Genomic DNA, 22,681 nt, shown 5'->3' with positions numbered 1-22,681 from the left:
GAAACTTCTTTTTTATTTTAGAGTTAGTTTCCAAACTCACCTGTTGCGCGTTCTTTTGCCCATTCTCTTAAAATAAATTTTTGTAATTTGCCTGTTGAAGTTTTTGGAATCTCGGTAATCACCACATCTTTCGGAACTTTAAAGCGCGCCAGCTCCTTTTGGCAATGCAGAATAATATCTTCCGCTGAAGCTGAGATACCTTGCTTTAATTCAATAAAAGCACAGGGAACTTCTTGCCAGCGTGGATCAGGTTTTGCAACGACTGCAGCAGTTAAAACGGCTGGATGGCGATAAAGAACATCTTCGACTTCAAGTGATGAGATATTTTCGCCACCTGAAATAATAATATCTTTGGAGCGATCAGTAATTTTCGCATATCCATCAGGATGACATACGGCTAAATCACCTGTATGGAACCAACCGCCTTTAAATGCCTCTTCGGTGGCTTGTGGGTTTTTAAGATAACCTTTCATCACGATATTGCCACGGAACATAATCTCACCCATGGTTTCACCATCATTGGGTACAGGCTGCATGGTTTCAGGATCTAATACGCGCATACTGTCTTGTAACGGATACGGAACACCTTGACGTGAATGTAATTGAGCTTGCTCTTGGATAGATAAATCACTCCAACCTGCTTGTGCAGCACATAAAGCAGACGGGCCGTAAGTTTCAGTCAAACCATACACATGATTGACATTGATACCTATATTTCGCATCCCTTCAATAATGGCAACGGGAGGCGCTGCGCCAGCCACCATCACTTCGACATGATGATCAAATGATGTGCGTTGATCTGTTGGGGCATTGATGAGCATAGACAGCACAATAGGGGCACCGCAGAAATAATCGACTTTGTGTTCAGAAATATATTTGAAGATCAGAGCAGAATCGACACGGCGTAAACAAATATTGGTACCGCCACTAGCAGCAATAGACCAAGCAAAACACCAACCATTGCAATGGAAGAGCGGTAATGTCCACAGATAAACAGCACGAGGTTTCATACCGCAGGCCAAGATATTACTTGCCGCATTGAGGTAAGCGCCACGATGATGATAAACCACGCCTTTCGGGTTACCTGTAGTTCCCGAAGTATAATTCAGACTAATGGCATCCCATTCATCTTGTGGGAGCAACCATTCAAATTCAGGATCACCTTGAGCTAACCAAGATTCATATTCGTACTGCCCAAGTGCGATTTGTTCAGCATCATATTCCTCATCAAATACATCAATCACAATAATATCTTGATTGATCAGTGTTAATGCTTCTTCTGCAAGGGTTTTAAATTCAGGGTCGACAAGCAGTACTTTTGATTCTGCATGCGTAAGCATGAAAGCAATAGTTTTTGCATCCAAGCGTGTATTCAGCGTATTGAGTACAGCACCTGCCATTGGTACTGCAAAATGAGCTTCAATCATTGCAGGGACATTTGGTAACAGTACCGAAACGGTATCGTTTTTTTGAATACCTAGATTTTTGAGTTGATGTGCAAACTGGCGACAGCGTTGATAGGTTTGCTGCCAAGTGATTTGACGAGCACCATGAATAATTGCTGCTTGATGAGGGTAAATATAAGCAGCACGTTCTAAATAGCGTAAAGGAGATAATGCGACAAAATTTGCAGGGGTTCTTGGTAATTCATCATATGCACTCACCATGTGTCTGTACTCCATTTCTGTTATTTTCATATATCTATAACAACATAGTGTGTTGTTAAACGGAATTCATTTAGGCTTTAGTCTGAAGTGTTGCCTGAATGATTTTGGTTTTTCTGAATCAAAGGTTTCATCCTTATCTAAACCTGTGTAAAATCTTGAATACTTTTTTATCCGCCGTTTTTTATCTTTTGAGGATTCCTCCTCAATACATAATCTCGCGGTGATATGCTCCTTCGTATAGGGCATCACTCCTTAAGGATTTTATTATGCCAATCATTACTTTACCAAATGGTGATCAAAAGCAATTTGATCATCCGATTTCCGTGATGGAACTTGCTCAAAGCATTGGTCCAGGTCTTGCAAAAAATACAGTTGCTGGTCGTATCAATGATCGTTTGGTGGATGCTTGTGATTTAATCACAGAAGATGCGACAGTTCAGATTATTACCCCGAAAGATGAAGAAGGTCTAGAGATCATTCGTCACTCATGTGCGCACTTGGTAGGACATGCTGTTAAGCAATTGTTCCCTGAGGCGAAAATGGTTATCGGCCCAGTGATTGAAGAAGGTTTCTATTACGATATCTGGATGCCACGCCCATTTACTTTGGATGATATGGCGGCGATCGAAGAGCGTATGAAAAAGCTCATCGATCAAGACTATGATGTCATCAAAAAAATGACACCACGTGATGAAGTGATTGCAGAATTTACAGCACGCGGTGAAGAATACAAATTACGCTTGATTGCAGACATGCCAAATGAAACACAAATGGGCTTGTACTACCATCAGGATTATTTGGATATGTGCCGTGGTCCGCACGTACCAAACACTAAATTTTTAAAATCATTCAAACTCACTAAAATCTCTGGTGCATACTGGCGTGGTGATGCGAAGAATGAACAGCTACAACGTATCTATGGTACGGCTTGGGCTGATAAAAAACAGTTAGCAGCTTATATCAAACGTATTGAAGAAGCTGAAAAACGTGACCATCGTAAAATTGGTAAAGCTTTGGACTTATTCCACATGCAAGAAGAAGCACCTGGTATGGTGTTCTGGCATGCGAATGGTTGGACAATTTACCAAGTGCTTGAGCAATACATGCGTAAAGTTCAGCAAGACAATGGTTACCAAGAAATTAAAACACCACAAATTGTTGATTTCACTTTGTGGGAGAAATCAGGACATGCAGCGAACTATGCTGAAAACATGTTTACGACTCATTCAGAAAGTCGAAACTATGCAGTAAAGCCGATGAACTGTCCTTGTCACGTACAAGTGTTCAATCAAGGCTTAAAATCATACCGTGATTTACCAATCCGTTTAGCGGAGTTCGGTTCATGTCATCGTAACGAACCATCTGGTTCATTACACGGAATTATGCGTGTTCGTGGCTTTACCCAAGATGATGCACATATTTTCTGTACCAAAGAGCAAATTGGTAAAGAAGTTGCAGACTTTATTAAGCTGACTTTGGATGTTTATAAAGACTTCGGCTTTGAAGAAGTTCAAATGAAACTTTCAACACGTCCTGAAAAGCGTGTAGGTGATGATGCACTTTGGGATTTAGCAGAAAAATCTCTTGCTGATGCTTTGGATGATGCGGGCTTGGCTTGGGACTTGCAACCAGGTGAAGGTGCATTCTATGGTCCGAAGATTGAATTTTCATTAAAAGATTGCTTAGGTCGTGTGTGGCAATGCGGTACAATCCAATGTGACTTCAATTTACCTATTCGTTTAGATGCTTCATATGTGACGGAAGAAAACGAACGTGATCAACCAGTCATGCTGCATCGTGCAATACTTGGTAGTTTTGAGCGTTTTATTGGTATACTAATTGAACATTACGCTGGTTTCATGCCACCTTGGCTTGCCCCAGTTCAAGCTTGTGTTATGAACATTACTGATTCTCAAGCTGAGGCGAGTGAGCAAGTCGTTGCAAAACTCAAAGAAAATGGTCTTCGTGCTATTTCTGACTTGAGAAATGAAAAAATCGGATTTAAGATTCGTGAGCGTACCCTAGAGCGTATTCCTTATCTTCTGGTTCTTGGTGACCGAGAAGTTGAAGAGGGAACTGTCAATGTCCGTACTCGCTCAGGAAAAAATTTAGGTACTATGTCAGTGGATGCATTCATTGATCTAGTGAAATCTGCCGTAGCCGAACGTGGCCGGTACATTGTGGAGTAATAAAGATTAAACAGCCTGACCGTAACCAACAACAAGGTGCTAAAAGTAACCGTCCTGCGATTAACGACGAGATCCGTGCAAAAGAAGTACGCCTTGTTGCTGCAGATGGAGAACAAAAAGGTGTCGTTTCATTAACTGAAGCATTACGTGCTGCTGAAGAAGCAAATCTTGACCTTGTTGAGATTGTTGCTAATGCAGAACCGCCTGTTTGTAAAATCATGGACTACAACAAGCACTTGTTTGATTTGAAACAAAAGCAAAAAGATGCGAAGAAAAAACAGCATCAAGTGCAAGTGAAAGAAATCAAGTTACGTCCAGCAACGGATGTAGGTGATTATCAGGTAAAATTGCGCGCAATTTTACGTTTCCTTGAAGAAGGAAATAAAGTGAAAATTACCTTGCGTTTCCGTGGTCGTGAGATGGCACATCAACAGCTTGGTTTGGCTCAATTACAAAAAATTGAAGCTGACGTTGCTGAGTTTGGTGTAGTTGAACAAGCACCGAAGATGGAAGGTCGTCAGATGGGCATGTTACTTGGTCCGAAAAAGAAAAAGTAATCATCCTATCATCAAAAAAGCCCTGCTCGAATAGCAGGGCTTTTTTGATTTAAAGCATAATTACTCAGTACTTACAGTTTTTTCTGTAGATTCAGGCTGATCAAGTAAAAGTTTTTTCTTACCAATTGGGATTTCGCGTGGAAGTTTCTCTTCTGGTATGATTCGTTCCAAGTCAATGACCAATAAACCATTCTCATAATCAGCTTGTTGAACTTCAATATGTTCATCTAAGCGTAAAGACAATTTAAAGGCACGACGCGCGATTCCTTTATGCAGATATTCAGTTGTTTCTTTCTGAACAACCTCAGGTTTACCTGAAATGGTAAGAAGCTGATTTTCTAGACTCAGTCCTAATTCCTCTAGGCTAAAACCTGCGGTAGCCACCACAATGCGATAACGGTTTTCACCAGATTTCTCTATGTTATATGGAGGGTAATTGGGTGTATCACTTTGCATGGCGTAGTCAATAAAATCATTTAAACGGTCAAATCCAATGCTACGACGAAATAAAGGATGAAGATTTAGATTACTCATGATTAGAACCTCCTGAGGTCAGCAAAGTTTTAAAAATAAGAAGATAAAACTTAAACCTGCCATGTATAAACATCGACAGAATGTTAAAAATCGTCATTTCTAACACAATAATTAATATGTGTTTGAGTTTAAAAAATTCAAGTTAAAGATCTATTTTTTTAAATAAATTTTATATATATTTGATAATTATAAAAATTATTTTTAATTTACAGAACTTGTTGTTTCTTTTTAAATCTATTAAGGTGTGTAAAGAGCCACCATCTACGGTGTATGGAGAATAATTTTAAAATGATTGATCTTTATTATTGGGGAACACCCAATGGACATAAAATAACCATTGCACTTGAGGAAATGGGCTTGGATTATCAAATTTTTCCAATTAATATTTTGGAAAATGATCAATTTCAACCTGATTTTTTACGTATTTCGCCAAATAATAAAATTCCAGCGATTGTTGATCAAAATGGACCAAATGGTGAACCGATTTCTGTATTTGAATCAGGTGCAATCCTACAATATTTAGGTCGGAAGACTGGATTATTCTATCCTACGGATGAACAAGAACGTGTTGAAGTTGAGCAATGGTTGATGTGGCAAATGGGTGGTTTCGGTCCGATGCTTGGTCAGAATCATCATTTTAGTAAATTTGCACCTGAACGTATTCCTTATGCGATAGAGCGCTATGTGAATGAAACTAAACGTCTGTATGGTGTTCTCAATAAACAATTAATTGGTCAAAAGTTTGTAGCTGGTGAATACTCTATTGCGGATATGGCTATCCTGCCGTGGGCGTTGCGTTACGATTGGCAAGGCATACAGCTTGAGGATTATCCATATGTTCAAGACTATATTGAACGTTTGACCGCACGTCCTGCTATTCAAAAAGCATTATCGATCAAAGTTTAATTTTATTATTACTACCGTGTTTAATGATTATATTAAGCATTGGGCTCTTCTCATGGGATTACTGATCGTAGTAGCAGTGAGTTGCAGTCTGATGCAATATTTTTTAGCGATAGATAATTTTGGATGGATGGTCTTAGTTTTAATATTAAGTACAGGCTTTGTTTTTGCTTCACTATTTGCACTTTTACAAGTCAAAGCAAAGCATTCTGTTTTTTATACAGGTGTTTGTGGAGGCATTTTCGCTTTATACCTTATCTTACTTTTTTATGTTGATCTCACACTGTTGATTGATTGGAATGCTGTTTCAGAGGGTGAGATACAATTAACAATATTACAGAAAATGATTAAATCTGATGCCGCATTTTGGATTACTTTTATTGTTCCATTTTTATATTCAAGCCTAAGTTATATTGTCCGATCTAAATCAGAGCCAAAAGTTTCGTGATCTCTTATCTTTTACTATTTATTTCTGCTTTTGGCGCAGCGACATTACTGCCTCTACAGTCAGAGGCAGTCTTAATGACTTTACTGGTGCAGGGGCTTTCTAATCCATTTTATTTGATTTTAGTTGCGACTGTAGGCAATGTATTAGGCTCATGTGTGAACTGGTGGTTAGGGCTGAAAATTGAACATTTTAAAGATAAAAAATGGTTTCCTGTTTCTGAACAGCGTTTAGTACAAGCACAACAGATTTATCATAAATATGGTTTCTATTCTTTATTATTAAGCTGGACTCCTGTCGTTGGAGATCCGATCACTTTAATTGCAGGATTGATGAAAGAAAATTTTTGGCGCTTTTTGCTGATCGTTACGATTGCCAAAGGTGGGCGTTATTTAACTTTATATGCTTTATATCTAGGTGTTTTCTGAGGGTAGGGAAAGCTTACAGGCTTTCCCTAAGTGTTCTAATGATCCGAACCTTTGGTGATATCGATTTAAATAAATCAGTTGTTTTGAACCAACAATAAGTCACCACAGCAAGTGTCATACATCCGCCAAAAATGGTTGCAGTTATGGTTCCCATATACTTAGCGGCTAAACCAGATTCAAAAGCGCCGAGTTCATTGCTTGAAGAAACGAACATGCCATTACCCGCAGCAACACGACCTCGCATATTCTCAGGCGGGAAAATCTGTAAGACGGTTTGACGAACAACAACAGAAACACTATCACATGCACCCGTCATTGCCAGTGCAAACAGAGATAGCCAAATGTTATTTGAGTATGCAAATAGAATAGTAAAAATACCAAAACCAGCAACAGCGAATAACATATTTCGCCAAGCATGATGCGTTGGTGGAAATTTGGTTAAAACAAACATTGTTAACAACGCACCAATTGATGGAGCAGCACGTAAATATCCCAATCCTTCTGGACCGACCTTTAAAATATCCTCAGCAAATATAGGCAGAAGTGCAATTACCCCTCCAAATAATACTGAAATAAGATCTAATGATATGGCCCATAAGACAATTTTGGTTTTCCAAATAAAGCGAAAACCGTCTGTCAGACTTTGAAGAACGTTCTCAGTTTCCATTTTTGGAAAAGTTCTTTTTTGAAGTTGGGTAATCAGAATAAAACAAGTTGCTAACAATCCTGTGACTGTGAACAAGCTGGTCTCTCGCCCAAGAAATGCCAGCATAAATCCACCCAACATTGGACCGATAATCACGCCACTTTGCCAACCAATCGTCGTCCATGTTGCACCATTCGCATAAAGTTCACGTGGAATAAGAAATGGTTTGAGAGAGGTTGCTGAGGGGTTGTAGAAACCTCGGGTTGTTCCTAATGCAAAAATGACTGCATAAATTCCCCATGACAAAGTTGAGACACTAATCTTTTCTAAACCATATAAATGGAAGAGTGCCCAGAGCACGAGTGGCAATGGTGCTGCAAAAAATAAACAGACCTTCATAATGGTTTGCTTATTGAGTTTATCTGCAAAATAACCACCCCATAAGGAAAGCGCAATAAATGGAATGGCTTCAGCTAAACCGATAAAACCTAATGTGAGTGGATCACGTGTGATTTGATACAGTGAATAAGCAACGATAATTTCTTGAATCAGAATTGCCAGTGTTAAGCAGAATTGATTCAAGGTAACGATAGAGAAATCTCGATAGCGCAATGCAGCAAAAGCATCTTGTTGTGTATTCATTTCGAGTGTTTATGATGGAATTGAAGCTATTATAAGCAAGTAATTAATATAAATTTCTCGTATTTTGAGAATTAATGATGGAAAATTTCGTTTGAGTAAAAGTCTTACTCTTACTCAAAAAATGAGCATTTTACTTTTGTTTTATTCGCAGATGTTATATTATGCTGCCTTCCTTACCTGCAGGTCGATTTGCAATAGTGCAAACGCGCCGAACAGGTGCCTAAAAGAGGTTACTATGGCTAAGTTAAAAACTCGCCGTGGTGCAGCTAAACGCTTCAAAGCGACTGCAAACGGTTTCAAGCGCAAACAAGCATTCAAGCGCCACATTTTGACCAAAAAATCTGCTAAGCGTATCCGTCAATTGCGCGGTTGTGTAATGGTTCACGTAAGTGACGTTGCATCAGTTCGTGCTATGTGCCCATACATCTAAGGAGATTATAAATGGCTCGTGTAAAACGTGGTGTAGTGGCTCATCGTCGTCACAAAAAAATTCTTGCTCGCGCTAAAGGTTACTATGGTGCTCGTTCACGCGTTTACCGCGTAGCGTTCCAAGCGGTAATCAAAGCTGGTCAATACGCTTACCGTGACCGCCGTCAAAAGAAACGTCAATTCCGTGCTTTATGGATTGCGCGTATCAATGCTGGTGCTCGTCAAAACGGTTTGTCATACAGCCGTATGATCGATGGCTTGAAAAAAGCTCAAGTGATCATCGACCGTCGCGTATTAGCTGACATCGCTATGCATGATGCAGTAGCATTTGCTGCTTTAGCTGAAAAAGCTAAAGGCGCATTAGCTGCATAAGCTTAGAGATTCAAAAGAAGGCCGCTTTTTAGCGGTCTTTTTTATGGTTTTAGGATTTAGTAATAGAGAATAATGAGAGATCAATAAAATCTCCTAAAAGAATAGGAGCATCCATAATTTATTTTTTATAACCGTAAATTATTGCTTTTAGTAGTCTAAGTTTTCTCAATTTAAGTATGTGATTTAAATTGTGAAAACTCTATTTTTTATAGCTAAATATTTTTTTAATTTAGAAAAATGATCTTAATAATTAGTTCGCTTTTGCACAGTTTTTGCTTCTTTAACATTCATATACAAGTTGGGTGATCAACACTTACCTGAACAAATTTTTGTGGAGGTTGAATTGCAAAGCAATCGAAAAGGTCAAATACGCATAGCTAACTTTGGAGATGCAGCTAAAATCGCTGAGATTCACGTGCTGTGTTGGAAAGAAACTTACTCAAGTATTCTTAATCAAGAAATATTAGATCAATTAGATGTACAGGAAAAATTGATATTATGGCAAGCACTCACAAGAAGTTTAGACCATCAATTGTTAGTGTATATTGAAGATCAAAAAATAAAGGGCTTTTTAGATGGATATTTAAATCCTGAAAATAATGTAGCTGAAATTCGCGCTTTTTATCTTTTGCAGGACATCCAAAAACAAGGTATTGGGCGTGAAATGTTTCAATGCTTGTACGACTATGTTGTTCAGAAAAGATATCAGTTTATTCGTTTAGAGGTTTTTAATAAGAACCCTAGTCGTTTCTTTTATGAAAAGATTGGAGCTGAATTGATTGGAGAAGCCGAACTTCCAGAGTTCGGCGAAGGAATAACGGAGCTAATTTATCAATGGGAAATTTAATCTAATTAAAAGCTGTACGCTTTTATTAAAGCCCAAAATAATAAGCAACCAAACAAATAATGACTGTGAGAATAATTAATTTAATCACGCTAGAAGTTCCAACCTTGTGTGGATGAGCTTCATTGAACTGTTGTGGGATTTCCATAGTTCGGTCGATGATCTCTGGTTCATCCATGGTAAGTTGAGCCGTCTGATAATGATTTGCTGTTTTGACGATTAATTTAGCGAATAAATCCTCAGCCTTCTGTGAAAAATTACGAAGATTGATTTGTTCTTCAGGGCTAATAAGTTCACCAGAATCTGTATAAGGGTGCTTTTTTTGTTCTTCTAAGTAATCGATAATTGCTTGTGTTCGATGTAATAATTGATGGGCACAATCAGCTGGATAATCTGTTGGGATCAACGCTAAAAGTGTTTCATGAGGCTGATTATGATCTATTTCGTAGCCATAAAATGGGAAATCTTGTTGTTCAGGTTCTAAAAAGTATTCCACATATTTGCTATTGAATAATTCGCGCTCTAAAAATTTTGAGACATCGTTCCAATTGATTTTCTGTAAATCAGTATCGATTTTTTTAGCGTATTTATCATTTAATTCATAGCGCCAAAATGTCTCTTCTCTTATTGTGCTTTTTTGAGAAAAAGGTGTTTCAAATTCCTGATCAGTGTTAAACCATTCAGCGAGTTCATGTCCGCAAATCCAAGCGGTTTTTTTATTGGCTTGATGACTTACAATAAAATGTGCAAATGGTAGAAGCTCGACATTAGGGTTGGGATTTTGTTCGTCGTTGAGAATGCTAGAAAGATGTAAGCTTAGTTTTTTGACGCCTTGTTTTTTCAAACTCTCAAGCCAAATTTGGAAATGTTGTGCCAGCAAATGTTGTGATAGTAGATCTCTGAAGATTAAGCAGTTTTTACTGAAAATAGGATGTTCGATCCAGCGATTAAAGTTCAGATTTCCTGCAAGAAATTCATTGCCATAGCTAACAAGTGTAAGTTGTTGTTTCCAGATTTGATCAAGCGCCATCGTTATTGTTTCTCATTGACGATACTCGTATCTTATACATTTTATTTAGATATTGATTATTTTTTTGCGAAAATTTATTGCACCACGGGCATTTGTTGTCCATTTGGGCATAAAGTTTAACGCTAAAAAGTACTCTATTTAAACAGTCCTTTATCTTCATAAACTAGGTAAAAAGCTGATAAACTATAGCGTTTTATTATATTTCTATAATTTGTTGCTTTGAGAGTTACTATGTCACTGGAAGCCCTGACCACTGAAGCGCTTGCTGCCATTGCAGCGGCTCAAGACCTTGCCGCACTCGACCAAGTTCGTGTGCAATTTACAGGGAAAAAAAGCCAGCTTGCAGAGCAGTCTAAAGCATTAGGAAAAATGGATCCTGAAGAGCGCAAAGTACAAGGTGCTGCGATTCATGCTGTTCGTGAGGCTATCAATGCTGCTTTGACTGAACGTCAGCAGACACTACAACAAGCTGAGTTGGCAAAAAAATTAGCAAGCGAAACGATTGATATCACTTTGCCTGGTCGCGGTCAGCGTATGGGAAGCATCCATCCTGTGACTCAAGTTCAGGAACGTATTTGTCAATTCTTTACCAAAGCAGGCTTTCAGGTTGCACATGGCCCAGAAGTTGAAGATGATTATCACAACTTTGAAGCCTTAAATATTCCAGGTCATCATCCAGCACGCGCGATGCATGATACTTTCTATTTCGATGCAACGCATTTACTTCGTACTCATACCTCGGGTGTACAAATTCGTACCATGGAGAAAAGTCAGCCGCCAATTCGCATCGTGTGTCCTGGTCGTGTATATCGTTGTGACTCGGATCAAACGCATTCGCCGATGTTCCATCAGATCGAGGGTTTGTACGTTGCTGAAAACACCAGCTTTGCTGAGCTAAAAGGTCTATTGATTAATCTTCTGAATGAATTTTTCGAAAAAGATTTAAAAGTGCGTTTCCGTCCATCTTACTTCCCATTCACTGAACCAAGTGCTGAGGTGGATATTATGGATGAACGCGGTCGTTGGTTGGAAGTTTTAGGTTGTGGCATGGTACATCCAAATGTACTTCGTGCTTCTGGTATTGATCCTGATAAATACAAAGGTTTTGCTTTTGGTTTAGGGGTAGAGCGTTTTGCAATGTTGCGTTATGGCATCAATGACTTACGTATGTTCTACCAAAATGATGTGCGTTTTTTACGCCAGTTTGCCTAACAGTTTTTCAGGATTAAATAAGGTTTATACAGATGAAAATTAGTGAAAATTGGTTACGCACATGGGTGAACCCAGCGATTGATAGCGAAACCCTTTCTGATCAATTGACCATGCTTGGTCTGGAAGTCGATGAACTTGCACCTGTGGCAAAGCCATTTACAGGTGTTGTCATTGGAGAAGTACTCACTGTTGAACAACACCCAGATGCAGATCGCTTACGTGTTACGACGGTAAATATTGGCTCTGGTGATCCATTACAAATTGTTTGTGGTGCACCAAATGTCAGTGTAGGAATGAAGGCACCTGTTGCAACTATCGGTGCAGTACTACCAGGCGATTTCAAAATTAAGAAAGGCAAGCTTCGTGGTATTGAATCACAAGGCATGCTATGTGGTGCTTCTGAAATTGATTTAGAAGACAAGATTGATGGTTTGTTAGAGCTTCCTGCTGATGCACCTGTTGGCATGAATATTCGTGAATATTTAAAACTTGATGACAATGTGATTGACATCAGTATCACGCCAAACCGTGGTGACTGTTTTAGTATTCGTGGTATTGCACGTGAAATTGCAGTCATCAATCAATTGAATGTAAATGAGCCTAAGATTCAATCAATAGCAGCAACAATTGCTGATGAGAAAATCGTTAATATCATAACTGAAGGTACACCGCGCTATTTAGGTCGTATCGTAAAAAATGTAAATGTTAAAGCTAAAACACCTGAATGGATGGAACAAGCACTCGCTCGTTCAGGGATTCGCACACATAGTATTTTGGTTGATGTGACCAACTATGTATTACTTGAGTTAGGTCAGCCGATGCATGCCTTTGATTTAGCAAAAATCGAAGGAACAATTCAAGTTCGCCAAGCACAGCCTCAAGAAAAATTGGTGCTGCTCAACGATCAAGAAGTTGAGTTACAAGAAGACATTATGGTCATTGCTGATCAGCAAAAAGTTTTGGCAATCGCTGGAATTATGGGGGGCTTGGATTCCTCAGTTACAGACGATACGCAGGATATTTTCCTTGAAAGTGCATTCTTCGCACCTTTAGCAATTGCTGGTCGTGCGCGTCGTTTTGGTTTGCATACTGACTCATCTCAACGTTATGAGCGTGGTGTCGACTTCGAGTTACCAATGATTGCAATGCACCGTGCTTCAGAGCTTATTCAGGCTTTTGCTGGTGGAGAGTTTGGCCCAATTACAGTAGCAGAGCAAGCTGAGTTATTACCAAAACGAGAAGCAATTCCACTGAAGCAATCACAAGTCGATCAGTTGCTGGGTTATGAAGTTGCTGGTGAGTTTATTGCTGATGCATTAGCTCGTTTGGGTTGTATGGTGGAAACTAAAGCTCAAGGTGAATGGAGTGTTGTTCCACCATCACATCGTTATGATATGGCAATCTATCAAGACCTGATTGAAGAAGTTGCACGTATTCACGGTTATGACAACATTCAAATCAGTTTGCCAAAAATTGATGTGAAATTAGAAAAATATCAGGATCGTTTCGAAGTCGCACAGCTTCGTCAAACTGTTGCAACTTTAGGTTATCAAGAAGCGATTAGTTTTAGTTTTGCTGATGCAAAATTGGAAAAACAGTTAAATCCAAATGTACAACCTTTAATGCTTGCTAATCCGATTTCTAGTGATTTAGCGGCAATGCGTAGTACTTTATTATCTAGCTTGATTCCTTGTGTTCAATATAATTTGAACCGCCAACAGCAACGTGTACGCTTCTTCGAATTAGGTTTACGTTTTGATTATCAAAATGCAAAAGATATTCATGATCTTAAACAGATTCCAACACTGGCATTGATTGCGGTGGGCTCGCGTACTCCTGAATCTTGGCATATCAAGCCGCAAGCGATGGACTTTTTTGACTTTAAAGGCGAAATAGAAGAGATATTAGCTGCTGGTCGTGTGAATGCTGATTATATTCGTACCGAAAGAGAGTGGTTACATCCTGGTCAATCTGCTGAAATATTGGTTGATGGCAAGTCAATTGGATATTTAGGGCGTTTGCACCCATCATTAGAAAATGTACTTGATTTAGGCATTACTTGGGTTGCGGAATTGGATCAACAGGCTGTTTTGCAATCTTATGTATCTAATTTTACAGAATTATCACGTTTTCCATCGGTTAGACGTGATATTGCGCTTTTAATCTCTGATAAGATTGAGGTAAGAGATATTCAGCAGTTAATCAAACAAACAGGTGGTGAGTTACTCGACTCAACTTGGTTATTTGATGTGTATACGGGGCAAGGGGTTGAACAGGGCAAACGCTCATTAGCATTTGCTTTGTTATGGCAGCATCCGACTCGTACGCTTGAAGATGCTGAGATCAAATCTGGTATGGATAACATTATTCAAGTGTTGGAAGACACTTACCAAGCGACATTGAGGGCCTCATGACAGCATTAACAAAAGCAGAGATGGCGGACCATTTAAGTGAGCTTACTAGCTTAAATCGCCGAGAAGCAAAGCAAATGGTTGAGCTATTTTTTGATGAAATAAGCCAAGCCTTAATTGCGGGTGAACAAGTCAAACTTTCTGGATTCGGTAATTTCGAATTGCGTGATAAACGTGAACGCCCAGGGCGAAATCCTAAGACTGGCGAAGAAATTCCAATTTCTGCTCGTCGTGTAGTGACGTTTAGAGCGGGGCAGAAATTTAGACAACGTGTTGGAAATGAGCAGATCGATTGATCTGCTTTTTTTATATCTACTTTTTTATTTAAAATTAAACATAAAAGTATCAGGCATAAAAAAAGAGAACCGTAAGGTTCTCTTTTTTATAATCTAAAATTAGATTATTGAGCAGCAGAAGCAGCAACGTCAGAAGCAGCAACGTCAGAAGCAGCAACGTCAGAAGCAGCAACAACAGCGTCAGAAGCAGCAACAGTAGCTTCAGATGCAGCTTCAGTAGCTTCAGAAGCAGCAGCTACAGCTTCAGAAGCAGCAGCGTTTGCATCAGTAGCAGCTTCTTCTTTCTTAGAGCAACCAACGAAAGCTAAAGTAGTAGCGATAGCAGCAACAACAGCAAATTTTTTGAATAACATGGCATCACTCTCATAAAATTGTGAGATTAAAAAAAACCTTAGCTAGTCTGTTTGTGCTTTTAATATTCCTAAACGCTTTTAGGTAACAATGCAGGGAGCAGCCTAACTGGTCTGTGGCTATCCTATCAAAGCAAATCACGAATTACTACTGTTCTGTCCAACAAAACGACAAAATTTGACTAAAATTGGCTAATTTTTGATAGAAAATAACTATTGATAATTGTTTTTTAATTGGTTTGTTGTTTGTTTTCTGATGTTGTATTTATTTATTTTTAGTAAAATCAATTGCTTGTATTTTTATTGAGGAACGTAATTTAAATGTAAAAAATATGTAATCTTGTCAACCAATTAAAAAAAGCCACCATTGAGGTGGCTTTTTTATGTTGCCGTTATGTTGATGCTTTGCGTTTCATTTGATCAAAGAAATCATCATTCGTCTTGGTTTCTTTCATTCGATCTAATAAAAATTCCATTGCGGCAAGCTCATCCATTGGATGTAATAATTTGCGTAGAATCCAGACTTTACGTAAGTTTTCTTCACCCATTAAGCGCTCTTCGCGACGAGTACCTGATTTCTTGATGTTCATTGCAGGGAATACACGTTTCTCTGCGATACGGCGATCAAGCGTAATCTCTTGGTTACCCGTACCTTTGAATTCTTCGTAAATGACATCATCCATCTTACTACCTGTTTCGATTAATGCGGTCGAAATGATTGTAAGTGAGCCACCTTCTTCAATATTACGTGCAGCACCAAAGAAGCGTTTTGGGCGTTCTAATGCATGAGCATCTACACCACCTGTAAGTACCTTGCCAGATGAAGGAATGACAGTATTATAAGCACGTGCAAGACGAGTAATTGAGTCAAGCAGAATCACAACATCCTTTTTATGCTCAACTAGACGTTTTGCTTTCTCAATCACCATTTCCGCAACTTGTACGTGACGAGCTGGTGCTTCATCGAAGGTCGAGGCAACCACTTCACCACGTACTGTACGTTCCATTTCCGTTACTTCTTCGGGACGTTCGTCAATAAGAAGAACAATCAGAAATACTTCTGGATTATTACGGACGATTGATTGAGCAATGTTTTGTAATAACATTGTTTTACCCGCTTTAGGCGGTGCAACAATGATTGAACGTTGACCTTTACCAATTGGTGCCACTAAATCTACTACACGTGCAGTGAGATCTTCAGTTGTACCATTGCCTAGTTCCATAACGAGTTGTTCAGTTGGGAACAATGGGGTGAGGTTTTCGAATAAAATCTTATTACGTGAGTTTTCTGGTGTGTCGTAGTTAATTTGATTTACTTTTAATAAAGCAAAATAACGTTCACCTTCTTTAGGTGGGCGAATTGTACCTGTAATGGTATCACCAGTGCGAAGGTTGAAACGACGGATTTGTGATGGGCTCACATAAATATCATCTGGTCCAGCTAAATATGAACCAGCGGCTGAGCGAAGGAAACCAAAGCCATCAGAAAGGATTTCAAGAACACCATCACCAAAGATTTCTTCGCCATTCATGGCATGGCGCTTTAAAATGGCAAAAATAATATCTTGTTTACGGTTACGTGCCATGCCTTCAAGGCCCATAAACTCCGCAATTTTAATGAGTTCGCCAATGGGTTTTTTCTTGAGTTCAGTTAAGTTCATAAGTGGTCAGACAGAATGGAATAAGTGGAGGATAATGTTAGGGAAAGAATAAAAAATCGACCGCATACATACGTGCTGATGTAATTGTATTTACACAACCACAATTCAGTAGTCTGGTTCATTGTTTCAGAGAGAAATGTGAAAACAATTGTTATTGCCGAGCGGCGATCTTATGTTTGTGTCTTGTAAGAAGCGCGATGAAGTAGATTCCATTCAAAGCTTCTTGATCCAGTAATATAGGTTAAATCAAGGAAAATGTCAATTTATACGAGGAAATACGCTATTAGACTAATAACGTATTTCAAGTCGGGTTCAATCTAAATAAAGTTAGACGTTTTGATCGATAAATGCAGCAAGTTTTGAGCGAGGAGCTGCGCCAACTTGTTGAGCAACAACTTCACCATTTTTGAACATTAATAGAGCTGGAATATTACGGATATTGTATTTCACAGCTGTTTCTTCACATGCAGTTACGTCGACTTTAACGATTTTTACTTTACCTGCATATTCGTTAGAAAGGTCTTCTAGGACAGGTGCAATTGCTTTACAAGGTGCACACCAACCAGCCCAAAAGTCTACAAGTACAGGAGTTTCAGCATCTAAAACATCTGCTTGGAAGTTTTCATCAGTTGTATTAACAATAGTCGCAGACATAAGGTTGCTCCAAAATTTAGAAATAAAGTGCGAATTCAATCATCTTCACGATGAATATTACATTGCTACTTTATTCAATGTAAGGGTTTGTTGCCATTATTCAAGTATCAAAATGAAAAGTCCAATGGATGCTCACGATGTTCACTATCGACTTATACAATCATTTATGTGTTAAAAAGAGAAAATCTGCTGCTTTTATTGCTTAAAATGACTTTAAAATTCTAAGCATGTGAATTACTCTAATGCGTGAATTGAGCATGGGTTTATATGAAGAATGTCTGATTTTCTGATTGATGAAGAATTACTTGCTGCGATTGATATGGGATCGAATAGTTTCCATTTGGCAATTGCTCGTGTAGATCACGGAGAGGTTAAGAAAGTTGCTTCAATGTCAGAAAAGGTTCAGTTGGCCGCTGGACTCGATGAAAATAAAAATTTAACTGAAGCTGCGCAACAACGTGGTTTGGCTTGTCTAGCTCGATTCGTTGGGCGTTTAAGTTCTGTTCAACCTAATCGTTTAAGGATTGTGGCAACCAATGCGTTACGACAAGCTAAAAATGGTCACGAGTTTATTCAAAAAGCTGCTGAAATTTTACCAAAGCCAATTGAGATTATTGCTGGTCGTGAAGAGGCTCGTCTAATTTATTTAGGTGTTTCTCATACCATGGCAAATGGTGGCAGACGTTTAGTCGTTGACATCGGTGGTGGTTCAACAGAATTTATTATTGGTGAAGAGTTTGAGCCTTTGCATACTGAATCGTTGCAAATGGGTTGCGTTGCCTTTAGTAAGGCATATTTTGCAGATGGTGAGATTTCAACAAAAGCCTTTGATAAAGCGGTAGTTGCTGCGCGTAAAGAGCTCTCTGCAATCGCAAATACTTATAAATCAGAAGGCTGGGATACAGTAGTCGGTTCTAGCGGGACGATTAAAGCTTGTCGCCAGATTTCTGTGAATCTAGGTTTAAGTGATGAGCAAGAAAATCTGACCCGTGAAGGCTTATATAAGTTAAAAGATCGTTTGTTAAAATTCAAACATGTCTCTGAAATTGATTTTGAGGGACTACGCGAAGATCGTCGAGCAGTTTTGCCAGCTGGTTTAGCAATTTTGTACGCTATTTTTGAAGTGATGAATATTGATAAATTGGCATATTCTGACGGTGCATTACGTGAAGGTGTGATGTATGACCTGTTAGGTCGATTTAAACATGAAGATATTCGTGACCGTAGTGTGCAAGCATTAATGGGACGTTACAACGCTGATCCTAAACAAGCCGAACGTGTAGTGAATACCGCGCAACAATTGTTTGATGGCGTTGCAGGTGCTTTAAATTTAACGACTGAAGACAGTGACTTACTACGTCGTGCAGCTTATTTACATGAAATTGGATTAGCGATTAGTCATGGTGGTTATCATCGTCATGGTGCATATTTATTGCAGCATTCTGATATCCCTGGTTTCTCTCAAATCGATCAAAATCATCTTTCTCATCTTGTATCTCACCATCGTCGTAAATTACGTGCAGATGCAAAAAATGATGTAATGAAGGTGGGTGGTAGCCATTTACTTTATTTGTGTTTGCTATTACGCCTCGCTGTTTTGCTGAACCATAGTCGTAGTGATCAGATGCTTCCTGCCATTGAACTGAGTGTTGTAAATGGTCAACAATGGCAACTCAGCGTTTCTGGCGATGCTAAACAATGGCCTTTATTGGTTGCTGATTTGCATGATGAGCAAGTGCAGTTTAAGAATTGGGACATTGAGTTAAATATTCAGTCAGACAATTTTGTTGATTAACAATACATCCTTGTTAGGGATTATCTACGACTTATGAAAAATAAAGCGACTCAGTCCAAGGCTTGGGCTACGGTTCAAATTGCGCGACATCCTGAACGCCCGCAATTTCTAGATTATGTTAGTGAAATCTTTACTGAATTTGATGCACTTCACGGTGACCGTTTATATGGTGATGATGGTGCCATGATCGGTGGTCTTGCTCGTTTTGACGGACAACCCGTAATGGTAGTTGGTCAACATCGTGGACGTAGTACGCGTGAAAAGTTACAACATAACTTTGGTATGTGTAACCCAGAAGGCTATCGTAAATCACAACGTTTGCTAGATATGGCTGAGCGTTTTAATTTACCTGTATTTACTTTTGTCGATACCATGGGTGCTTATCCAGGTGTTGGTGCAGAAGAGCGTGGACAAGCAGAAGCGATTGCAACCAGTTTGGCTCAGCTTTCTAGTTTGAAAGTGCCAGTGATTGCAACTGTACTTGGTGAAGGTGGTTCTGGTGGTGCGCTAGGTATAGGTGTGGCAGATCGAGTAATTATGCTTTCACACAGTATTTATTCTGTGATTTCACCAGAAGGTTGTGCTTCTATTTTATGGAAAACTGCTGATAAAGCAGCGCAAGCGAGTGAAGCCTTAGCTCTGACTGCTGACAAATTGAAAGCGCTTGGAATTGTGGAGTATGTTGTGGATGAAGGTGAGGGGGCACATTTGCAACCTGAGAAAGTCATGCATGATTTGAAAGATGTACTCAAACAAGCCTTAGAAGAATTGCAACCGATGGATGCTCAAGCACGATGCGAAGCACGTTATCAACGTTTAATGAAGTTTGGCAGCAGCAATTTAGGCATCGCGTCTTAGCACAAACACAGCATTTTTCTAAAGATACTCAATTCTTAATTGGGTGCAGCGGCGGCATGGATTCCATGCTGTTGTTGTATCTAATGTCCGAAATTTTCCCAAGTCAAACCCGTTCAATTTATGTTGATCATCAGTTGCAATCGAGCAGTACGGAGTGGGGATATTTAGTTCAGAAACAATCTGAACAATTAAACATTCCTTGTGTGATCCAAAAAGTACATGTCGATGCAGGAAATCTTGAGCAGCAAGCACGTCATGCACGCTATCAAGCCTATATACAGCATTTAAAAAGTCATGAAATCTTGGTGTTAGCTCATCATCAACAAGACCAAGCTGAAACTCTACTATTGCGTTTATTTTCAGGTGCAGGTGTTAATGGTTTATCCGCCATGCAAGCATATGATGTGCGAAAAGATTTGACGATATGGCGACCTTTTTTAGAGCTCAGCCGACAGCAAATTGAGGAGTGGGCTAAACAAATTGGTTTTGACTATGTTGTCGATCCAACAAATCATGATACTCATTATGATCGGGCATGGTGTCGTGAAGAGTTATGGCCTGTATTAGAAAAGCGCTTCCCAAAAATGCAATCAGCTGTGTCACGAACGAGTTATCTGATGCAAGATGCCACAGAAATTTTAGATGATGTGCTGCAAAGTGATTGGAAATTATGTGCAACTGAGAATGAGCTGGATTTAACTCGCCTGTTGGAATTATCGGATGCACGCAAACGTCAATTGTTGTCCGCTTGGATGAAAGGCAAAGATCAATACCGCCCAAGTTATGACATGGTCAAACGCCTTCAAGATGAAGTGATTTTTGCTAAGCCTGATGCACAAGCAACTTTACATATTAATTCTTATTATTATCTCCGCTACCAGAAAAAATTGTATCGTCTAACTCATGCAGAGCTGTACGCAGAAAAGCTTTTTCCTATTCAACCTATTATGAATCAATCTTACAACTTGGAACAAATGATTCAAACTGCTTCAGGTAAGTTCAAAATATTGACGCAAGATATAGGTCTTTCCAAACAATTATTAAATAAAGATTTAAAATTGATTAAACGTCAAGGTGGTGAAAAAATTCATCTTTACGGGCGAATCGGGCATTGGCCACTGAAAAAAGCGATTCAAGAAGCACAGATTTTGCCTTGGTTCCGTCATACAATTCAAATATTAGTCGTGGAAAATGTTATGCTTGGGGTTTTTAGCCCTAAAGGGTTTTGGTTGGCTCAATCTGACTATATCGAGCAGGGAGGGTGGCAACCAAGTTTAGTTTCAGATTGTCGAGAAAATTCTCCTCAATCTTTTTCAAATGACGAGTAGGAAATGGCGACAGCATTGAATCAAAACATCTGTTTTATTGGCGGCGGTAACATGGCTCAGGCCTTGATCGGAGGATTACTTTCTCGCGGGCTGCCAACAACACGAATTACAGTTTCAGATCCAGTAGAACAAATTCGTCAAATATTAGAAGAAAAAGGAATTCAAACAACCACAGACAATGTTGAAGCAATTCAAAATGCAGATGTGGTCGTACTGGCGGTTAAGCCTCAAGTGTTAGCTACGGTTTTACAACCTTTAAAAGGTTTGCTATCCGATAAACTGGTTATTTCCATTATTGCAGGCGCAGAAATTCAAACAATTTCAGAGCTGATTGGTGGAAGCCAGCGTATTGTGCGTGTAATGCCAAATACACCTGCTTTAGTACAAACCGGTGCGCACGGTATTTATGCTTCAGAGGCTGTTAATGCTCAAGATCGTGAGTTAACGAGTCAAATTTTAGCTGCAACAGGTTTGACGATTTGGGTCGATAGCGAAGCTCAAATTGATGCGGTAACAGCGGTATCAGGTTCGGGACCTGCATATTTTTTCTATCTAATGGAAAGTATGATTCGAGCAGGAAAGAATTTGGGCTTAGATGAGAAAGTTGCAACAGCACTAACGTTGCAAACAGCATTGGGTGCAGCCCAAATGGCAATTACCAGCTCTAACTCACCATCAGAATTGCGTAAAAATGTGACATCTCTAAATGGTACGACTCAAGCTGCATTAGAGGTATTTGATCGTGCGCAGATTTCACAAAATATTCAAGCAGCGCTTGCGGCAGCTCAGAAACGTAGTCAAGAGCTTGCACAAGAGTTAAGTGAAAAGACTAAATCAGTTTAAGTAGGATAAGACAAGTATGGGTGCAAGTTCTGCGCTAATTTTTGGTGTTTTGATCAATGTCGCAATTTTATTGGTCTTTTTCCGTTTTTTAATGCAATTGGCAGCGGTTAGCCCTTATAACCCAGTTGTACTTTCAACTGTTAAAGCGACCAAAATTGTAGATATCCTAAGCCGTAGTTTGCCAACCGTAGGCAAAGGGCGCGTCAATTTAGCGGCAATTGCTTTATTGATTGTGCTTTATTTGTTGAAAATTTTCGGGTTGATGTATCTATCAGGGCAGATGCCCCATAGTGCTGTCTATCTTGTAATTACGACATTCGTGACGATGATTCAGGATTTGATTCGTTTCTGTCGCTACTTGATTTTTGCAACGATTATTTTGAGTTGGGTGGTGATGTTTACACAGTCACGCTCACCATATATTGAAGTCATTCAGGAACTCGCAGAACCTTTACTTGCGCCTTTCCGTCGTTTACTACCAAATATGGGGATGATTGATTTGTCACCAATTTTGGCTTTCTTGGCGTTGTATATTGCTGAGATTTTGATGAATGAAGCTGCAAAAGTTCTGTTGACGGGTCTTTGAT

22 protein-coding genes and 1 pseudogene are annotated in these 22,681 nt (G+C 39.2%); 16 read left to right on the top strand and 7 right to left on the bottom strand.

What is annotated here, in order from left to right:
• Positions 1–23: 23 nt before the first annotated feature.
• Positions 24–1,667 (bottom strand): acyl-CoA synthetase, encoded by a 1,644-nt coding sequence (locus MKL32_RS11185; protein WP_125272168.1) that lies wholly within the window; start codon positions 1,665–1,667, stop codon positions 24–26.
• Positions 1,668–1,933: 266 nt separating this feature from the next.
• On the opposite strand from MKL32_RS11185, the gene thrS reads away from it, so the two are divergent.
• Both thrS and infC read left to right on the top strand, forming a co-directional pair.
• On the top strand, positions 1,934–3,856 hold the full coding sequence (gene thrS, locus MKL32_RS11180) for a threonine--tRNA ligase (protein ID WP_004906717.1): 1,923 nt from the start codon (positions 1,934–1,936) through the stop codon (positions 3,854–3,856).
• Between the two features lie 5 nt (positions 3,857–3,861).
• Positions 3,862–4,413: a translation initiation factor IF-3 gene (infC, locus tag MKL32_RS11175; protein WP_075696111.1), complete on the top strand. Its 552-nt coding sequence runs from the start codon at positions 3,862–3,864 to the stop codon at positions 4,411–4,413.
• A 60-nt stretch (positions 4,414–4,473) separates the two neighbouring features.
• On the opposite strand, the gene MKL32_RS11170 is transcribed toward infC, so the two are convergent.
• Positions 4,474–4,947 carry an Hsp20 family protein gene (locus MKL32_RS11170; protein WP_125272167.1) on the bottom strand — a complete coding sequence of 158 codons (474 nt, stop codon included), beginning with the start codon at positions 4,945–4,947 and terminating at the stop codon, positions 4,474–4,476.
• 288 nt (positions 4,948–5,235) lie between these two features.
• Here MKL32_RS11170 and MKL32_RS11165 point away from each other — a divergent pair, with 288 nt between their 5' ends.
• The 3 genes from MKL32_RS11165 to MKL32_RS11155 all read left to right on the top strand — a co-directional run bounded on the left by MKL32_RS11165 (position 5,236) and on the right by MKL32_RS11155 (position 6,723).
• A complete protein-coding gene (locus MKL32_RS11165) occupies positions 5,236–5,853 on the top strand; it encodes a glutathione S-transferase N-terminal domain-containing protein (RefSeq protein WP_004960689.1) in 618 nt (205 codons plus the stop codon).
• A gap of 91 nt (positions 5,854–5,944) precedes the next feature.
• Complete coding sequence (locus MKL32_RS11160) at positions 5,945–6,298, top strand: hypothetical protein (protein ID WP_204378885.1); 354 nt, start codon at positions 5,945–5,947, stop codon at positions 6,296–6,298.
• The gene (locus MKL32_RS11155) at positions 6,298–6,723 is read left to right on the top strand and encodes a YqaA family protein (RefSeq protein ID WP_042891713.1); all 426 of its coding nucleotides are present in this window, start codon (positions 6,298–6,300) and stop codon (positions 6,721–6,723) included. The genes MKL32_RS11160 and MKL32_RS11155 overlap by 1 nt, the downstream gene beginning before the upstream one ends.
• A 35-nt stretch (positions 6,724–6,758) precedes the next feature.
• Here MKL32_RS11155 and MKL32_RS11150 read toward each other — a convergent pair.
• Positions 6,759–8,011, bottom strand: a pseudogene (locus tag MKL32_RS11150) (MFS transporter).
• Positions 8,012–8,246: 235 nt separating this feature from the next.
• Between MKL32_RS11150 and rpmI the strand changes: the two are divergent.
• From rpmI to MKL32_RS11135, 3 genes are all read left to right on the top strand, one after another.
• Entirely contained in the window at positions 8,247–8,441 is a 195-nt protein-coding gene (gene rpmI / locus MKL32_RS11145; RefSeq protein WP_004637967.1) for a 50S ribosomal protein L35, read from the top strand.
• Positions 8,442–8,452: 11 nt separating this feature from the next.
• Positions 8,453–8,812: a 50S ribosomal protein L20 gene (gene rplT / locus MKL32_RS11140; RefSeq protein ID WP_000124858.1), complete on the top strand. Its 360-nt coding sequence runs from the start codon at positions 8,453–8,455 to the stop codon at positions 8,810–8,812.
• 343 nt (positions 8,813–9,155) lie between these two features.
• Positions 9,156–9,659 carry a GNAT family N-acetyltransferase gene (locus tag MKL32_RS11135; RefSeq protein ID WP_171455453.1) on the top strand — a complete coding sequence of 168 codons (504 nt, stop codon included), beginning with the start codon at positions 9,156–9,158 and terminating at the stop codon, positions 9,657–9,659.
• 25 nt (positions 9,660–9,684) lie between these two features.
• On the opposite strand, the gene MKL32_RS11130 is transcribed toward MKL32_RS11135, so the two are convergent.
• Positions 9,685–10,686, bottom strand: coding sequence for a hypothetical protein (locus MKL32_RS11130; RefSeq protein WP_125272165.1), 1,002 nt, complete (start codon positions 10,684–10,686; stop codon positions 9,685–9,687).
• A gap of 231 nt (positions 10,687–10,917) precedes the next feature.
• Between MKL32_RS11130 and pheS the strand changes: the two genes are divergently transcribed.
• The 3 genes from pheS to MKL32_RS11115 are packed head-to-tail and all read left to right on the top strand — an operon-like array spanning position 10,918 to position 14,605.
• Positions 10,918–11,898: a phenylalanine--tRNA ligase subunit alpha gene (pheS, locus tag MKL32_RS11125; protein ID WP_125272164.1), complete on the top strand. Its 981-nt coding sequence runs from the start codon at positions 10,918–10,920 to the stop codon at positions 11,896–11,898.
• Between the two features lie 32 nt (positions 11,899–11,930).
• Complete coding sequence (gene pheT, locus MKL32_RS11120) at positions 11,931–14,312, top strand: phenylalanine--tRNA ligase subunit beta (protein WP_204378884.1); 2,382 nt, start codon at positions 11,931–11,933, stop codon at positions 14,310–14,312.
• Positions 14,309–14,605, top strand: coding sequence for an integration host factor subunit alpha (locus MKL32_RS11115; RefSeq protein WP_004664224.1), 297 nt, complete (start codon positions 14,309–14,311; stop codon positions 14,603–14,605). Before pheT ends, MKL32_RS11115 begins: the two co-directional genes overlap by 4 nt.
• A 104-nt stretch (positions 14,606–14,709) precedes the next feature.
• On the opposite strand, the gene MKL32_RS11110 is transcribed toward MKL32_RS11115, so the two are convergent.
• From MKL32_RS11110 to trxA, 3 genes are all read right to left on the bottom strand, one after another.
• Positions 14,710–14,958 (bottom strand): hypothetical protein, encoded by a 249-nt coding sequence (locus MKL32_RS11110; RefSeq protein ID WP_005403740.1) that lies wholly within the window; start codon positions 14,956–14,958, stop codon positions 14,710–14,712.
• A 389-nt stretch (positions 14,959–15,347) separates the two neighbouring features.
• The gene (rho, locus tag MKL32_RS11105; protein WP_004955720.1) at positions 15,348–16,616 is read right to left on the bottom strand and encodes a transcription termination factor Rho; all 1,269 of its coding nucleotides are present in this window, start codon (positions 16,614–16,616) and stop codon (positions 15,348–15,350) included.
• Positions 16,617–16,943: 327 nt separating this feature from the next.
• The gene (gene trxA, locus MKL32_RS11100) at positions 16,944–17,270 is read right to left on the bottom strand and encodes a thioredoxin (protein WP_004906753.1); all 327 of its coding nucleotides are present in this window, start codon (positions 17,268–17,270) and stop codon (positions 16,944–16,946) included.
• A gap of 274 nt (positions 17,271–17,544) precedes the next feature.
• Between trxA and ppx the strand changes: the two genes are divergently transcribed.
• Genes ppx through MKL32_RS11075 form a run of 5 tightly spaced genes read left to right on the top strand, consistent with a single transcriptional unit; the run spans position 17,545 to position 22,680 of the window.
• Complete coding sequence (gene ppx / locus MKL32_RS11095; protein WP_004906756.1) at positions 17,545–19,065, top strand: exopolyphosphatase; 1,521 nt, start codon at positions 17,545–17,547, stop codon at positions 19,063–19,065.
• A 33-nt stretch (positions 19,066–19,098) separates the two neighbouring features.
• Positions 19,099–19,923, top strand: a complete 825-nt coding sequence (locus MKL32_RS11090; protein WP_004960656.1) for an acetyl-CoA carboxylase carboxyltransferase subunit alpha — start codon at positions 19,099–19,101, stop codon at positions 19,921–19,923.
• Positions 19,860–21,251 carry a tRNA lysidine(34) synthetase TilS gene (tilS, locus tag MKL32_RS11085; protein ID WP_125272162.1) on the top strand — a complete coding sequence of 464 codons (1,392 nt, stop codon included), beginning with the start codon at positions 19,860–19,862 and terminating at the stop codon, positions 21,249–21,251. The genes MKL32_RS11090 and tilS overlap by 64 nt, the downstream gene beginning before the upstream one ends.
• Positions 21,252–21,254: 3 nt before the next feature.
• On the top strand, positions 21,255–22,094 hold the full coding sequence (gene proC / locus MKL32_RS11080) for a pyrroline-5-carboxylate reductase (protein WP_270900542.1): 840 nt from the start codon (positions 21,255–21,257) through the stop codon (positions 22,092–22,094).
• Between the two features lie 16 nt (positions 22,095–22,110).
• A complete protein-coding gene (locus tag MKL32_RS11075; protein ID WP_004906765.1) occupies positions 22,111–22,680 on the top strand; it encodes a YggT family protein in 570 nt (189 codons plus the stop codon).
• Position 22,681 lies beyond the last annotated feature (1 nt).

Origin of the sequence: Acinetobacter sp. AOR34_HL (genome assembly GCF_027854795.1) — a bacterium.
GTDB classification, from domain to species: Bacteria; Pseudomonadota; Gammaproteobacteria; order Pseudomonadales; family Moraxellaceae; genus Acinetobacter; species Acinetobacter junii.
This window is presented reverse-complemented; position numbering and strand designations above follow the sequence as displayed.